Raw genomic sequence first — 15,012 nt, 5'->3', positions numbered from 1 at the left:
GTGAGGCGCTCGAGCACCGGCTTCGCGCTGCTGGCGATGGGCGGTGTCTATGCCGCGCAGGGCGTGATTGGCGGCATCACCCTGCAGGCCATTCCCGCCGTGCTGCGCGATGCCGGCCGCCCGCTCCAGGAAATCGGCCTGATGTCCCTGGCGATACTGCCCTGGGCGCTGAAATTCCTTTGGGCGCCCATGCTGGAACGCGTGCGCCTGCCCATCGGCTCGCCGCTGCGCCGCAGCCGGCGCATCGTCGTGCCGGGCCAACTGCTCATGGCGGCGATGCTGCTGATGCTGGGCTGGGGCGCCCGGCTCTCGCCCGCCCCGCTGCTGGGCCTGCTTGCCGTGCTCGCCCTGCTCGCCGCCAGCGTGGATGTGGCGTGCGACGGCTACGCCGTCGAGCAATTGCCGCCCGCGCGGCGCGGCTGGGGCAATGCGCTTCAGGTCGGCGGCAGCTATCTGGGCATGTTCGCCGGCGCGGGGTTGTTCCTCATGATTCTGGCTGTCCATGGATGGGCTGTGGCCGCGGCGGGCATGGCGATACTCGTCCTGCTATTCGCCCTGCCGTTTGCCGCCGTTCGAGAAGGGTTGCGGCCCGCGCCCGCCGCGCATAGACCGTCCCTGGCCGCCGCATGGCGGCGCAAGGCGATCCGCTGGGGACTGGTGCTGACGGTCGTGTTCCAGCTGGGCTCGCGCCTGGCCTACGGCATGACCGGGCCGCTGCTCATCGACCGGGGCGTCAGCCTGACGACCATAGGCTGGCTCAATGGCGCCGGCGGTGTCATGACGGGACTGGCCGGCACCATGGCCGGGGCCTGGCTGGTGCAGCGATACGGCGCGCGCCGCGCGCTCTTTGCCGCCACTGTCCTCCAGGCCGCCAGCCTGCTTGGGTTCTGGCTCGTCGCGGCTGCTCATTTCACATCCGACTGGCTGCTTGCCGGCGCCCTGCTGAAGAACGCCGCCGCGACCGTGGGATTCGTCAGCCTCTATGCCTATCTCATGGATTACGCCTCGCCCCTGCAGGCCGGCGTGGATTTCACCCTCTTCCAATGCGCCGATGCGGCGACCGCGGCCGTGGGCGGCCTGGGCGCCGGCATCGTGGCGCAGCACTATGGCTACGGGATCAGCTTCGGGCTGGCGGCGGTGCTGGCGCTGGCCGCCTGCGCCCTGCTTCCGTGGCTTGCACACGCCATGCAGGCACCGGCGAACCACACGCGGCATGTGACACACGCAGGAGATTTTCGATGAGCACGTCTGCCGGCCCCCTGGCCGTCATCATAGGTGCCGGCGTGGCCGGCCTGTCCTGCGCATGGTGGCTGACCAACGCGGGCTGGCGCGTCATCGTGGCCGAACGCGCGCCGCACCTGCGCGACGGTGGCTACATGATGGGCTTGTCCGGCCCCGGCTTGTATACGGCGCGGCGCATGGGGCTTGTGCCGGCCCTGCGCGCGGTCGAACGCGAAATCGGCGAGAACGTCTACCGCGACCGGCGCGGCCGCGAACTGATGCGCATCCGCTACCGCGAACTGCTCAAGGAGATCGAATGGATCATTCTCAAGCGCACCGATCTCGTGCAGGTCCTGCATGAAGCCGTGGCCGGACGCTGCGAACTGCGGCTGGGCGTTAGCCTTGTCGCCTGCCGGAACGAGGCACAGGGTGTGGAAGTTGCGCTCTCGAACGGCGAAGCCCTGCGCGCCGACCTGCTGATCGGCGCCGACGGCGTGCACTCCGAACTGCGCGAACGCGTATTCGGCGCCGATGCGGAATCCAGGCGCATGGAGCAATTGGGCTATCGCTATGCCGCCTACGATGCCGACGACACGCTGGGTCTGACGCAAAACTTCGTATCCTATGCAGCCGTAGGCCACCAGGTGGAATACCACGGCCTGGGCGGCGGACGCCTGGCGGCGCTGCACGTATGGCGCAGCACCGAACATGGATCGGTGCCGGGCTCCATGCGCCGCGAGCTTCTTGCCGGCATCGCCGGCCGCACCCATCCCGACGCCGCGCGCATCCTGGCCGGTGTGTCCACGGATACGCCTATTGCGCTGGACGATCTGGCAATGATCCGCATGCCGAACTGGCATCGAGGCCGCGTCGCGCTGGTGGGCGACGCCGCCCACAGTCTTTCCTTGATATCCGGCCAAGGGGCGGGCATGGCCATGGCATCGGCCTCGGTGCTGGCCCAGGAACTACAGCGCCGGCCTATGGATATAGAACACGCGCTGCGCGCACACGAAGCGCGCCTGCGCCCCATCATCATGCAGTTGCAGCAGCGCAGCCGCAAACTCGCTCCCGTATACGTTCCCGCTTCGGCGTGGGGGTTCGCCCTGCGCAACAGCGCCATGCGCGCTCTGCCGCGTTTCCTGCTGAAGCGGTACTTTCTTAGTGGCCTGAAATCGGAACTGGAGGCCGCAGCGGCCCTGGCCTAGACTCGATGTTCCTTGCTCTTTTGAGCCCGCAGCGACCATTGCATCCACCCTAATCGGGATGAGGCCGCGCCGCTATTGCCGAACAGCTCCAGCAGTTGCAAAAAAAGTCAGGTTATATTTGCATGTGTTCGGCTCCGATCGCCAGGCGCTTCCGGGCCTCTTGGAGCTCACCTTTACTAGGATAGACATTGGCCATCAACCTCAAGATTCTCCGTATCGAGAACGGGTTGACTCTTGAACAATTAGCGCAGCAGACGGGTTTGACACGCAGCTATTTGTCCAAGGTCGAAAGATATTTGTCCACGCCATCGATCGAGTCTGCGCTGGCGATAGCGAAGGCGCTGGGCGTCAGTGTCGATCAGCTGTTCGGCCGCGAGCAACAGGGCCGCGAGCCCATCACCATTACCAAAGCCTCTGAAAGAAGCCTGAGAGCCTCCCCCGACGGGATGGACATGGTGGCCGGCTTAAACGCGGGTCGCATAATGCGGGCTTTCGTCATTCGTCCGAGCCGTCGAGCCAGCCAGGGCAGGCTGATGAGCCACCACGAAGGCGAAGAGATTCTATATGTGCTGGAAGGGGAAATCGAATTACACCTGGCCCGAAGAAAAGAGTTCCTGTCGGCGGGCGATTGTGTTCACTTCGACTCACAGATTCCGCACAAACTCATCGCTGTAGGTGGCACGTCCAGCGCCGTGCTGGTGGTGATTGCCTCGAAAGACGGAGATATGTAATTCGCCGGCATAGGCCATGTGGCTCCCTTCAGCTGGAGGAAGCCAGGCAGTCGGCGTTTTTGGGGTTTTTCAAAGACCGCCGGGCGTAATACTCGAATGCGATCGTGCTGCGCCTTGGTCTCAAGATCCAGTCATGCGCTTCGGTGCCCAATGCCGGCTCGATAGGCTCGATCTGGCCGGCGCCGCTAGCCAGGAGTTGCATGCGCGCGGCTCGCTCGAAGGCAATAGCCAGCACGCAGGCCTCTTCCACCGTGGAGCCGGCGATGAGTAGGCCGTGATGCGAAAGCATCAGCGCACGCTTGTTGCCCAGCGCCCCGGCAATGAGCTCTCCTTCTTCGTTTCCTACCGGGACGCCCGGCCACTTCTCCACGAAAGCCACGTCGTCGTATAGCACGCAGTTGTCCATATGGGACACGATCAGCGGCTGCTCAAGCATGCCCAAAGCCGCAGTATGTACGGCGTGTGTATGCACGATACAGTTCACGTCAGGCCGAGCCCGATAGACCCAGGAATGAAATCGATTGGCGGGGTTGGGTATACCGTCGCCTTCCTGCACGTTCAAGTCCTCGTCCACGAGCAGCAGATTGTCCTCGGCAATTTCGTCAAAACCCAGGCCCAGCCGCTGGGTGTAGAACTGGCCGGGGTTTTCGGCGCGGCCCGTGATCTGTCCGGCAAGGCCGGAGTCGTGCCCGTTGTCGAACAGGATTCTGCATGTCAACGCCAACTTCTGGCGTAACGAATAGGAGCTGTCCTGGAATTGCTGATTCATCTGGCTGGTGGACTGCGAAACCAGAGTAGCCTTGTCGAGCTGAAAAGTATCGGATTTGGTCATGGCGGAATATTAGGTGAGTGCTTCAGTTGAAAATTTTACGTTCGGGCCGGCCAGGAAACAGGGGCCGATATCCGATCACACGTTCAATCGTCTTCGGCGAAAAGACAGTTATGCCCCGATCTACTCGAGTTCGAGCGTAGCCAGATGGGCCGCGGGTGACAAACGCGCGTCTGTCTGCTGCTGCAGTTCCTGCAGCGACAATCCCTCCACCATGGCATCAACTACAAAGCCCTGTTCACTGACGCGAAGGGCAGCCAGGTTGGTGTAGACCCGCTTGACTACGCCAGCGGCCGTCAAGGGATACGTGCAGCGCTGAACCAGGCGCGGAGCGCCCGTTTTCGTGACGTGCTCCATCATGACCCAGATTTCCTTGGCCCCTACGGCCAGGTCGATCGCCCCGCCGATGGCGGGCGGGGCTCCATCATTGCGCCCCGTGGTCCAATTGGCGATGTCGCCCCGCTCCGAGACTTCGAAGGCACCCAGTACCGCGACGTCCAGATGGCCTCCGCGCATCATCGCGAAAGCAAGGCTGGAATCGAAGAACGCCCCGCCGACACCGATCGTGATCGGGCTCTTGCCCGCATTGATGAGATCGTAGTCCTCGTGACCCTCGCGGGGCTTGGGCCCGACGTTCAGAATACCATTCTCGCTGTGCAGTATTACCGATGTATCGGCAGGCAGGTAATCGGCAATGTGCGTAGGCGCGCCGATTCCAAGATTGACGAAACCCTGGCGAGGGAGCTGGCGGGCGACCAGTCTGGCCAGCCCGTCTCGAGTCAAAGCAGTCATAGGGCACCTGAGAGGAAGACACGGTCGACGAAAACACACGGTGTGACGATGGCCTCGGGATCCAGAGCCCCTGCCGCAACGATTTCATCGACTTCCACTGCCACCGTGGCGGCCGCCGTGGCCATGACGGGCTGGTGATTGCGTGCCGTTTTGTTGTAGGTGATATTGCCGAGCGTGTCCGCGCGCCTTCCCTTGAGAAAGGCGAAGTCGGCACGCAACGGCAATTCCAGCAGATACGCCTTGCCGTCGATTTCTATTTTGCGCTTGCCTTGCTCGAAAACCGTACCGACGCCGACAGGGCTCAAAAAGCCGCCGAGACCCGCTCCCGCGGCACGAATGCGCTCGACCAGCGTGCCCTGCGGAACAAGCTCCAGCTCCACCTCGCCGGCGCGGTATTGCTCGGCAAATGCCTTGGCGCTGCGTGGATAAGAACATATGACCTTTCTTACGACCCTGGCTTCGAACCATAGCGTCAGATCGTCTCCGCCCGAACCGGCGTTGTTGGAAATCACGGTCAAGTCCCGCACGCCGGTCTCCAGTACGGCCTTGATCAGGGTGCGGGGTAATCCGGCCCCGCCGAAGCCGCCTACCATGACCGTATTCCCATCGCGCAGCGCGGCCACGGCCGACTGCGCGCCATCGACTACGACATTCCTCACGGCAAGACCTCTTTGGGTTGAATGGCTTCTGGAGTGTAGGCGGCCTGCAGGCCCCGCCCGATACGATCTTGCAGAATCTCGTTGGTGCCGTCGGCAAAAGCGGCGAGCCGGACTTCTTCATAATGCATGGCCAGGCGCAGCTCGTGCGTCGCGCCCACGGCACCGGTGGCCCTGATGCATTGTTCGATGCCCCATACCGCGGTGTCGATTGCGAACTTCTTCGCTTGTGCGGCCAGGCCGGGAGTCAATCCACTGTTCTGCGCCAGGGCTACCGCGTGAGCGACCAGCGCGGATGCGGCCTCCAGCCGGGTGGAGACTTCGGCCAGCTCCCACCGCAGCCCCTGGTGAGCGAGAAGGTTTTTACCGAAGGCTACGCGCTCGCCGCAATATTGAACCGCCTCGCACAGCGACGCATAAAGGGTAGCTACGCACATGGCCGCCACATGAACCCGGGCGGCATTGATGGATGCCAGGCTGAATTTGAAGGCTTCGCCGGCCGCATTGAAGAGACACCAGTCCGGCACAAAATGGCCGCGGAAGTGCAACGCTGCGGAACGGAAGGATCGCGCCCCGGGGGCATTTATTGCGATGCGCTCTACCGTCGTCGCGTCGGTGGCTATCGGCACCAGGAAGCTCGCGATGCCGGCCGCACCCGGCTGCTCGCCAACTCGCGCCAGGACTAGTGGGCAATTTATGAGGGTTCCGTTCGTTATCCACGCTTTGCTGCCGTCGAGCAGCCACCCGCCGTCGACCTTTGTCGCAGTGGTGCGCAGGGCACCAAGATCCGAGCCGCCCGTAGGCTCGGTCATGACGGGCGCGCCCAGTATCCGCCCCTTGAGCATTTTTTCCAGTAGCCGGCTGCGCTGTTCACCCGTACCGTGACGCGCAAGCCGTGTAACGGATCCCTGCAGATTGTTCAAGGCGAAAGCGGCGCCGAACCCATGCAAGGCAAGCTCTTGAGCGATGCGTACCTTGCACGCAAAGGTAGCGCCCTGCCCTCCCAGTTCCCGGGGCACCTGAAGGCCGAGCATGCCCAGTTCGGCCCACTGGGCGATCCAGTCCGCCGAAAACGGCGCACCTTTTATGAACGACCTTTGAAGCTCGAGGGAAAATGCGCCGTCGCAGAATTCACGCGTGCGATGCACCAGCTCGAGTTCACGTGACGACAGCAATTGATCTATCTGGGCGAAGAACATACTTTGATCACCAGGCTGAATGAAATTGCGCAACAAGGCTTTTACGGGTTGATCGGGATCTTCGCATCTGCGACGAACTTCTTCCAGTATGCGATCTCGCGAACCACATCGCTCTGGTTGCTCTTTGCATTGGAGCCTACGATGGACACCGCACCGATCTGCTGGAGTTGTGTGTTGAAAGTTTTGTCGGAAACCAGCTGCTCGACGGCGTGTTCAAGCCGGGAGACGATGGCAGGAGGCAGGTGCGCCGGCCCGGCAAGCCCGAACCATGGAGACAGTTCCATCGGATGGGCGCCGGCCTCTCCGATAGTCGGAAGGTTTGGAAACTCGGGCGACCTTTCCGGCGCGCAGACTGCCAAGGGCTTGAGTTTTCCGGCCTTGACGGCAGAAGCAATAGTGGCTTCGGTGAAAAAACCAACTTGCGTTACACCCGCCATCAGATCGGTTATGGGCTGCGCTCCGCCCTGATAGCTGATGAAGGACATGCGCGTTTTGTTTTCGAGATCGAAAAGTATGCCGCCGATGTGGCTCGTGGCACCGAAAGTGCCCCCGAAGTTCACCTTGCCGGGGTTCGCCTTCAGGTACGCCAGGAATTCAGCGACATTGGAAGCCGGAAATCTTGGATTGACCACCAGCAGGTTGCGCTGCTTGGCGATCTTCGCAATATAGGTGAAGTCCTTCACCGGATCATAGCTCAGGGACTTGTGCAGCGCGGCTCCGCGAGTCTGGGATGATTCCACGCTCACGAATAATGTGTAGCCGTCGGGCTTCGCGGATGCCACCGCGCGCGCCGCGATCATGCCGCCGGCCCCGCCGCGATTCTCCACTACGACGGATTGGCCGAGTTTTTCCGACAGGCCTCTGCCTATGATGCGGGCAATGATGTCAGTCGGGCCGCCGGGCGGGAACCCGACGTACAAGCGTATCGGTCTGTCGGGATAGCTCTCTGCTGCAGAAGCCGCGGTTCCTGCGAACAGCAGTATCGCCAGGAACACGCATCGCAAAAAATTGGATTGCATAGATGTCACCTCTTCCTTTCCTTCGCGGATCGTTATTGTCCGCGACGGGATAGAGAATGCTCTCATATGACACAAAATGTCATTTAGTATAAACCCTAAAAATGATGGGGAGAAAGCATCAGGCCCATAACGCAGGTTTGCGTTATTCTAGATTATTATCATACATATCAATGATATATAAAATACAACCCCGAAGCTCTCAAGTTTTTCTGGTCTGAATTTTTTCCCAAATTACTCATAACAAAAACAGACTTATTGGTCTAGAATTGCAGATATCGGGTCGATTCCACATCACCTCTTCAGGCTGGCGGGCAAAAACACGGTGGTTTGCTCGTCCCCGCATCTCTCATCGAGCCATAGCGTGCTTGCATGCCAGATGCAATGGGGCCGGAAGGCATCGGTGCAGCCATTGCGCCCGCCAGGGATCGAATGAAAGCGATCCGTGAACACAACAAGCAAACAACCGGAGAACAGTATGAACACACCTCTTAGAGAAAAATCCTACTTCGATCAGCGCGCAACTCGGGAAATGGCCCAGCACCTGCAGGCTGTAGAACGAAGCACGCAGCAGACCATGGCCTATGCATGCCGAATCCTCGCCATGACGGAACAAGAAGCTGGCCTGGCTGGCCAGATCAGCGTGCGTTCAGAGCGCCCGGGCGCCTATTGGACGCTCAAGTTCGGGCTTGGCTTCGACGAGGCGAAGCCGGAGGACTTCATTGAGGTCGACCGAGACTTGAATACCCTGAGCGGAGACGGCATGGCCAATCCGGCCACGCGCTTTCATCTCTGGGTGTATGACGCCCGCCCCGATGTGCATTCGATCATTCATACCCATTCTCCGTGGGCTTCTGCGCTGGCTGCGGCGCGACAGCCGCTGGTAATTGCTCAAATGGACATGACCCCCCTGCACAATGACTGCGCCTTCCTGGGTGACTGGCCTGGCGTTCCGATCGCCGATCAAGAAGGGGTCATTATTTCCGAGGCTCTAGGCAACAAACGCGCCATCATTCTCGCCCATCACGGCTACCTCACAGCCGGCACGTCCTGTGAAGAAGCCACCTACCTCTCCGTATATCTGGAGCGCGCCGCACGCATGCAAATTCGAGCCCAGGCATTCGGGCCGCTTACTCCCGTCGACGATAAGCTGGCAAGCGAGGCGCACGACTATCTGCTCAAGCGCTCCATTGTGAAGGCGACGTTTGACTACTGGGCCCGCCAAACCCACGGGGCGCAGTGAGCCGCTTCCGTTCTCCGCGCCCCGCCGCACAATGGGTTCAAGCCGACGCAGGGATCTCGACAGGCGTCGTCGCGAGTATGCGGCGTCAGCCAGCCATCGGATAAGGGGCAAAACCGCTCACGTCCTCGCTCACGTCCAGCCTCCGGCCGATGTACGGAAAGGCGCGCTGGGGGCATTGCGGCCGCTCGCACACCCTGCAGCCCATGCCGATGGGCGTGGGCGCGCCCGGATCATACAGATCCAGCCCCTTGGCGTATACCAGCCGATGAGCGTGCTCGACGTCGCAGCCCAGCGCCACGGCGAACACTTTGCCTGGCTGGCCGAAGCCGCCTACCTGGTGCGAAACCGTGCGCGCCACCCACAAGTAGACACGCCCATCCGGCATGCGCGCCAGCTGCCGCAGAATGCGCCCGGGCTGAGAGAAGGCTTCGTACACGTTCCATAGTGGGCAGGCGCCGCCCACGCGCGAAAAATGGAAATGCGCGGCGGACTGGCGCTTGGAAATATTGCCCGCCCTATCCACGCGGATGAAGAAGAATGGCACGCCCTGGGCCTCGGGCCGCTGCATCGTGCTCAAGCGATGGCAAATCGTCTCGAAGCTGACGCCGAAGCGCTGGCCCAACAGGTCGACATCGTAATGCAATGCCTCGGCCGCCTCCAGGAAGCGTTTGTAGGGAAGAATCAATGCCGCGGCAAAATAGTTGGCTAGCCCGATACGCACCAGGCGGCGTACGGCATCGCTCGAAAAACGCGGCGCGTCGGCCATGTGGTCGAGCATGGCGCTGGATTCCAGGAAGGCCAGTTGCGTGGCCATTTGGAACGCCTGCTGGCCTGGCTCCAGATGCGGCGACATGCCGAGCCGCCTGTGGGCGGGATCATAAACACGCTGCAGGCTCGTCTCTACAGGCAGCGTTTCGACGACAACCTTGTGCCGTTCGGACAATCGCTGCGCCAGCCGATCCGCAAGGCCCGGCGGCGCAGCATCGGCCAGGCCCCAGGACGTATGGCACCGTTCGGCATGCGCATCGAGCTCGGCGAAGTGATTGTGGTGCGTGAAGAAGAAGTCGCGCGCCTCTTCATATGGCTGGGTGGGCGCCTCCAAGGGGTCTCCGCGTCGCGACTCATCGTGCTGGTCGGCCATCTGCGCCATTGTTTCCAGGCGTTCGACCGCTTCCCGATGCCGGCGATGCAGCTGGATCAACGCTCGTCCGACGGCCGGCATGCTGGCCGCGATTTCACGGATTTCGGCTTGCGAAATACGCCCTTCCTCCCGCCCGCCCACGGGGGACGCCGGAAGAGTCGTGATGACCTCGCGCAACGCGGCCACCATGCGTGCTTCCGCATCGTCGGAGAATGCCTGTATGTCCACGCCACACACTTCGCTCAAGCGCAGCAGCACGGCCATGGTCAGCGGCCGCTGGTTCTGTTCCAGCTGATTGAGGTAGCTGGACGACAGGCCCAGCAGGCGGGCCAACGCCACTTGTGTCAGCTTGCGCTCCTCGCGCAGCCGGCGCAGCCTCACGCCCATGAAGATCTTGCGCATGGAAAGTCCCGGATATTGGAGTTCTGGAGCCTCATGTTATTCGCAAAATTCGCAAACCAGCAACCAGCAATTCACGGAGATTCGCATGGTTTCCCATGACAAGCTGCGCTATGTTGCGTAGACTGCGAATCCTTTCATGCTTGCTTCAACGAGCATCAATTAAAGTGAAGGAAACTCGCCATGGCTAAATCTTCTGCGCCGACAGGCTTCAAGCCCAAGAAATCGGTGGCGCTGTCGGGCGTTGCGGCCGGCAACACCGCGCTGTGCTCGGTGGGCCGCAGCGGCAACGACCTGCACTACCGCGGCTACGACATCCTCGACATCGCCGACACCTGCGAATTCGAGGAAATCGCCCACCTGCTGATCCACGGCAAGCTGCCCACCAAGGCCGAGCTGGCCGCCTACAAGCAGAAGCTGCGCAAGCTGCGCGGCCTGCCCGCCCAGCTGCAGAATGTGCTGGAATCGCTGCCCGCGGCCAGCCACCCCATGGACGTGATGCGCACCGCGGCTTCCGTGCTGGGCTGCGTGCTGCCCGAGAAGGACGACCACAACGCGCCGGATGCGCGCGACATCGCCGACCGCCTCATGGCCAGCCTGGGCTCGGCGCTGCTGTACTGGTACCACTACAGCCACAACGGCCGCATCATCGACGTGCAGACCGAGGACGACAGCATCGGCGGGCACTTCCTGCACCTGCTGCACGGCACCGAACCCAGCGGCGACTGGGTGCGCGCCATGCACACCTCGCTGATCCTGTACGCCGAGCACGAATTCAACGCCTCGACCTTCACCTGCCGCGTCATCGCCGGCACCGGCTCGGACATGTACTCGGCGCTGGTCGGCGGCATCGGCGCGCTGCGCGGGCCCAAGCACGGCGGGGCCAACGAGGTCGCCTTCGAGATCCAGAAGCGCTACGACTCGCCCGACGAGGCCGAGGCCGACATTCGCCGGCGCGTCGAGAACAAGGAAGTGGTCATCGGCTTCGGCCACCCGGTCTACACCGTCTCCGACCCGCGCAACAAGGTCATCAAGGAAGTCGCCCGCAAGCTCTCGCGCAAACAGGGCAGCACCAAGATGTACGACATTGCCGAGCGGCTCGAGACCGTGATGTGGGACGCCAAGAAGATGTTCCCCAACCTGGACTGGTTCTCGGCCGTGTCGTACCACATGATGGGCGTGCCCACCGCCATGTTCACGCCGCTGTTCGTGATCGCGCGCACCGCGGGCTGGGCCGCGCACATCCTCGAGCAGCGCGCCGACAACAAGATCATCCGCCCCACCGCCAACTACGTAGGCCCGGAAGACCGCAAGTTCGTGCCCATCGAAAAGCGCAAATAATAGGAAACCTGCTCCATGTCCTCGCCTATCTCGAACGTTCGGCCCGCGCCCGACCAGGTGCTGGTCGACATCGTCGACTACGTTCTCGACTACACGATCCAGAGCGATCTGGCCTATGAAACGGCACGCAACTGCCTGATCGACACCCTGGGCTGCGGCCTGGAGGCGCTGGAATACCCGGCCTGCCGCAAGCTGCTCGGGCCCATCGTGCCGGGCACGGTGGTGCCGCACGGCGCCAAGGTGCCGGGCACCCAATTCCAGCTCGACCCGGTGCAGGCCGCTTTCAACATCGGCGCCATCATCCGCTGGCTCGACTTCAACGACACGTGGCTGGCCGCCGAATGGGGCCACCCGTCGGACAACCTGGGCGGCATCCTGGCCACGGCCGACTGGCTCTCGCGCACCGCGGTGGCCGCGGGCAAGGCGCCGCTGACCATGCGCGAGGTGCTCACCGGCATGATCAAGGCGCACGAGATCCAGGGCTGCATCGCGCTGGAGAACTCCTTCAACAAAGTGGGCCTGGATCACGTGGTGCTGGTCAAGGTGGCCTCGACCGCGGTGGTCTCGCAGATGCTGGGCCTGACGCGTGACGAGACGCTGAACGCCGTGTCGCTGGCCTGGGTCGACGGCCAGAGCCTGCGCACCTACCGCCACGCGCCGAACACCGGCAGCCGCAAGAGCTGGGCGGCGGGCGACGCCACCAGCCGCGCCGTGCGCCTGGCGCTGATGGCGCGCACCGGCGAGATGGGCTATCCGTCGGTGCTGACGGCCAAGACCTGGGGCTTCTACGACGTGCTGTTCAAGGGCCAGCCCTTCACGTTCCAGCGCCCCTACGGCAGCTACGTGATGGAAAACGTGCTGTTCAAGATCTCGTTTCCGGCCGAGTTCCACTCGCAGACCGCGGTGGAATGCGCGATGCAGCTGCACGGCCAGCTCCAGGCGGCGGGCAAGTCGGCCGAGGACATCGAGAGAATCACCATCCGCACGCACGAGGCCTGCATCCGCATCATCGACAAGAAGGGGCCGCTGAACAACCCCGCCGACCGCGACCACTGCATCCAGTACATGGTGGCCGTGCCGGTGCTGTTCGGGCGGCTGACCGCGGCCGACTACGAAGACTCGGTAGCGGCCGACCCGCGCATCGACGCGCTGCGCGACAGAATCATCTGCGTCGAAGACCCGGCCTTCACGCGCGACTACCACGACCCGGACAAGCGCTCGATCGCCAATGCCCTGACCGTGGAGTTCAAGGACGGCAGCCAGCTGGAGGAGATCGTCTGCGAATACCCGATCGGCCACAAGCGCCGCCGCGCAGAGGGCATCCCGCTGCTGGAGGCCAAGTTCCGCACCAACCTGGCGCGCCAGTTCCCGGCCCGCCAGCAGCAGCGCATTCTGGAGGCCTCGCTCGACCAGAAGACGCTCGAGGCCATGCCCGTGCATGAGTACGTGGATTTGTACGTTATATAGGCGGATAGGCAACACACGCATAGGCAACACACGCCGCGCCCCGTCGGCCACAGTGCCGCGGGGTGCGCGCCGCCGGCCGCCTCCCCTCGCCACAGGCGATAGCCGACGCCGCTCAATTCTGTTTGAGGGAAGATCCGATTGAGACATCGGGATCGTTGCGTACTTCAATGAGTACCGGCCCGTCAACGCTCATCGCTTTTTCCACAATTCGTTGCGCCTCGCCCGAATGGGCTACCCTGAACCCATGCGCGCCAAATGCTTGCGCAAGCATGCAGAAGTCGGGATTCGTCAAATCAGTGCCACTGACACGATTCGGGAAATGACGTTGCTGGTGCGCACGGATTGTTCCATACGATCCATTGTTCGACACGATTACCCGCAGATTCAGCCCTCTACCCACCGCAGTGGCCAATTCATTGCCATTCATGAGAAATCCGCCGTCTCCCGCAAAAGCGAGAATTTCCCGCCCCGGGTAGCGCAAGCCGGCGGCCACACCGGCGGGCACGCCCGATCCCATGGCACCGCAGGCGGAACCGAGTAGACGATTGGCAGGAGTCATCTTGAAAATGCGATGAACCCAGGAGGCGAAGTTGCCGGAATCCGTTGTCACGATCGCATCATGCTTGGCGACTTGAGCGAGCGCCGCGATCGTATGCCCCATGACATCTTCTGGTGCCAAGTTCCTGGGCTCCCAGCCATGTGTCAGTTTGGCCGCTGCTTGCGCACGCTGCAGCCATGACCCGGATGCCGCCGCAGTCCGGCCGTGCTGCAGCGCCGCGCGGACAAAGCTGTGCGCCGTGGAAACTATTGGCAGCTGGGTCTGAAAGTGGCGGCCAATCGCTGCTGGATCCGGATACACGTGAACCAGTGTCTGCGGATTGGTTCCCTGCCGCGGAAACGAGAAACCCAGCGACGACAGATCGCCCATACGGCTGCCGATCGAGATCAACAGATCTGCCTCGCTAAAAAGAGACGTATGCGCCGGAGAAGTAAAAAAGCTCAATTGACCAAGCCAATGAGGGTCTGAATTCGAAAACTGATCCTGATTCTTGTTGGTCAAGGCGATGGGAATGTCCCATTGATCGACGAGCGCTTGAAGATCTTTGCGAAACTCATCGCTTCGGCATTCCCCCCCTACGATCAAGATCGGGCGGCTGGCCTTGGCAAGCAGCTCGTAGACACGGGCCGCATCTTCGATTCTCGCTTGAGCAAGCGCCACACCGTGGACACGTGCCGGCTGCGCTTCCGCAGGTTCCGTCAAAACGTCCTCGGGCAATTCCACGATGACGGGGCCGGGCGTCCCCGAGGAGGCAGCCGCAAAAGCCCGCGCCATGATCTCGGGCGCCTGGACGGCTCTATCAATGCACCCGGACCATTTCAGCAGGCCCGAAAATGCTTTTGCGGAATCGATTTCCTGAACCGCGCCTCTGCCCAAACTCGGCGCATCCACTTGCCCAATCAAGAGAATCAACGGGATCGCCTCTTCGGCAGCCACATGTACGCCAATCGCGGCATTGAACGCCCCAGGCCCGCGGCTTGCCATGACAATCCCGGCACGCCCCGTCAACTTGGCGTCCGCAATCGCCGCCAAGGCGGCGGAACCCTCGTGTCGGCATGTGACCAGGTCAAAGTCTTCTCTCGCATACAGCGCATCCAGTAGCGCCAGAAAGCTTTCTCCGGGAACGCCGAACCCACGATCCGCGCCATGCGCGACCATACTATCCACAATCGCATCCGCGACTCGATACGTCATAGCCATCCTTTTCCAATTT

Annotated in this window: 13 protein-coding genes; 6 read left to right on the top strand and 7 right to left on the bottom strand. The window is 62.3% G+C overall.

Going from position 1 to position 15,012, the window contains the following annotated elements:
* From CEY11_RS01235 to CEY11_RS01225, 3 genes are all read left to right on the top strand, one after another.
* The gene (locus CEY11_RS01235) at positions 1 to 1,242 is read left to right on the top strand and encodes an MFS transporter (protein ID WP_158215159.1); all 1,242 of its coding nucleotides are present in this window, start codon (positions 1 to 3) and stop codon (positions 1,240 to 1,242) included.
* The gene (locus CEY11_RS01230; RefSeq protein ID WP_088601511.1) at positions 1,239 to 2,426 is read left to right on the top strand and encodes an FAD-dependent oxidoreductase; all 1,188 of its coding nucleotides are present in this window, start codon (positions 1,239 to 1,241) and stop codon (positions 2,424 to 2,426) included. Before CEY11_RS01235 ends, CEY11_RS01230 begins: the two co-directional genes overlap by 4 nt.
* A gap of 188 nt (positions 2,427 to 2,614) precedes the next feature.
* The gene (locus CEY11_RS01225) at positions 2,615 to 3,157 is read left to right on the top strand and encodes a helix-turn-helix domain-containing protein (RefSeq protein WP_088601510.1); all 543 of its coding nucleotides are present in this window, start codon (positions 2,615 to 2,617) and stop codon (positions 3,155 to 3,157) included.
* A 28-nt stretch (positions 3,158 to 3,185) separates the two neighbouring features.
* On the opposite strand, the gene CEY11_RS01220 is transcribed toward CEY11_RS01225, so the two are convergent.
* From CEY11_RS01220 to CEY11_RS01200, 5 genes are all read right to left on the bottom strand, one after another.
* A complete protein-coding gene (locus tag CEY11_RS01220; RefSeq protein WP_088601509.1) occupies positions 3,186 to 3,989 on the bottom strand; it encodes an aldolase in 804 nt (267 codons plus the stop codon).
* 120 nt (positions 3,990 to 4,109) lie between these two features.
* Positions 4,110 to 4,778, bottom strand: a complete 669-nt coding sequence (locus CEY11_RS01215) for a 3-oxoacid CoA-transferase subunit B (RefSeq protein ID WP_088601508.1) — start codon at positions 4,776 to 4,778, stop codon at positions 4,110 to 4,112.
* A complete protein-coding gene (locus tag CEY11_RS01210) occupies positions 4,775 to 5,437 on the bottom strand; it encodes a 3-oxoacid CoA-transferase subunit A (protein WP_088601507.1) in 663 nt (220 codons plus the stop codon). Before CEY11_RS01210 ends, CEY11_RS01215 begins: the two co-directional genes overlap by 4 nt.
* A complete protein-coding gene (locus CEY11_RS01205; RefSeq protein WP_088601506.1) occupies positions 5,434 to 6,633 on the bottom strand; it encodes an acyl-CoA dehydrogenase family protein in 1,200 nt (399 codons plus the stop codon). The genes CEY11_RS01210 and CEY11_RS01205 overlap by 4 nt, the downstream gene beginning before the upstream one ends.
* A gap of 41 nt (positions 6,634 to 6,674) precedes the next feature.
* Positions 6,675 to 7,718, bottom strand: coding sequence for a Bug family tripartite tricarboxylate transporter substrate binding protein (locus CEY11_RS01200; RefSeq protein ID WP_198958803.1), 1,044 nt, complete (start codon positions 7,716 to 7,718; stop codon positions 6,675 to 6,677).
* A 409-nt stretch (positions 7,719 to 8,127) separates the two neighbouring features.
* On the opposite strand from CEY11_RS01200, the gene CEY11_RS01195 reads away from it, so the two are divergent.
* Positions 8,128 to 8,892 carry an aldolase gene (locus tag CEY11_RS01195; RefSeq protein WP_088601504.1) on the top strand — a complete coding sequence of 255 codons (765 nt, stop codon included), beginning with the start codon at positions 8,128 to 8,130 and terminating at the stop codon, positions 8,890 to 8,892.
* An 85-nt stretch (positions 8,893 to 8,977) separates the two neighbouring features.
* Here the strand turns inward: CEY11_RS01195 and CEY11_RS01190 are convergent, their stop codons facing one another.
* The gene (locus tag CEY11_RS01190; RefSeq protein ID WP_088601503.1) at positions 8,978 to 10,435 is read right to left on the bottom strand and encodes a short-chain fatty acyl-CoA regulator family protein; all 1,458 of its coding nucleotides are present in this window, start codon (positions 10,433 to 10,435) and stop codon (positions 8,978 to 8,980) included.
* A gap of 180 nt (positions 10,436 to 10,615) precedes the next feature.
* Between CEY11_RS01190 and prpC the strand changes: the two genes are divergently transcribed.
* Together prpC and CEY11_RS01180 are read left to right on the top strand one after the other, a co-directional pair.
* The gene (gene prpC / locus CEY11_RS01185) at positions 10,616 to 11,773 is read left to right on the top strand and encodes a bifunctional 2-methylcitrate synthase/citrate synthase (RefSeq protein WP_088601502.1); all 1,158 of its coding nucleotides are present in this window, start codon (positions 10,616 to 10,618) and stop codon (positions 11,771 to 11,773) included.
* A 15-nt stretch (positions 11,774 to 11,788) separates the two neighbouring features.
* Positions 11,789 to 13,240: a bifunctional 2-methylcitrate dehydratase/aconitate hydratase gene (locus CEY11_RS01180; RefSeq protein ID WP_088601501.1), complete on the top strand. Its 1,452-nt coding sequence runs from the start codon at positions 11,789 to 11,791 to the stop codon at positions 13,238 to 13,240.
* Between the two features lie 112 nt (positions 13,241 to 13,352).
* On the opposite strand, the gene CEY11_RS01175 is transcribed toward CEY11_RS01180, so the two are convergent.
* Positions 13,353 to 14,993: a thiamine pyrophosphate-dependent enzyme gene (locus tag CEY11_RS01175; RefSeq protein WP_088601500.1), complete on the bottom strand. Its 1,641-nt coding sequence runs from the start codon at positions 14,991 to 14,993 to the stop codon at positions 13,353 to 13,355.
* Positions 14,994 to 15,012 lie beyond the last annotated feature (19 nt).

Source organism: Candidimonas nitroreducens (assembly GCF_002209565.1).
GTDB classification, from domain to species: domain Bacteria; phylum Pseudomonadota; class Gammaproteobacteria; order Burkholderiales; family Burkholderiaceae_B; genus Candidimonas; species Candidimonas nitroreducens.
The sequence above is the reverse complement of the archived record's forward strand: the minus strand, read 5'-3'. Positions and strand labels throughout refer to the sequence as shown.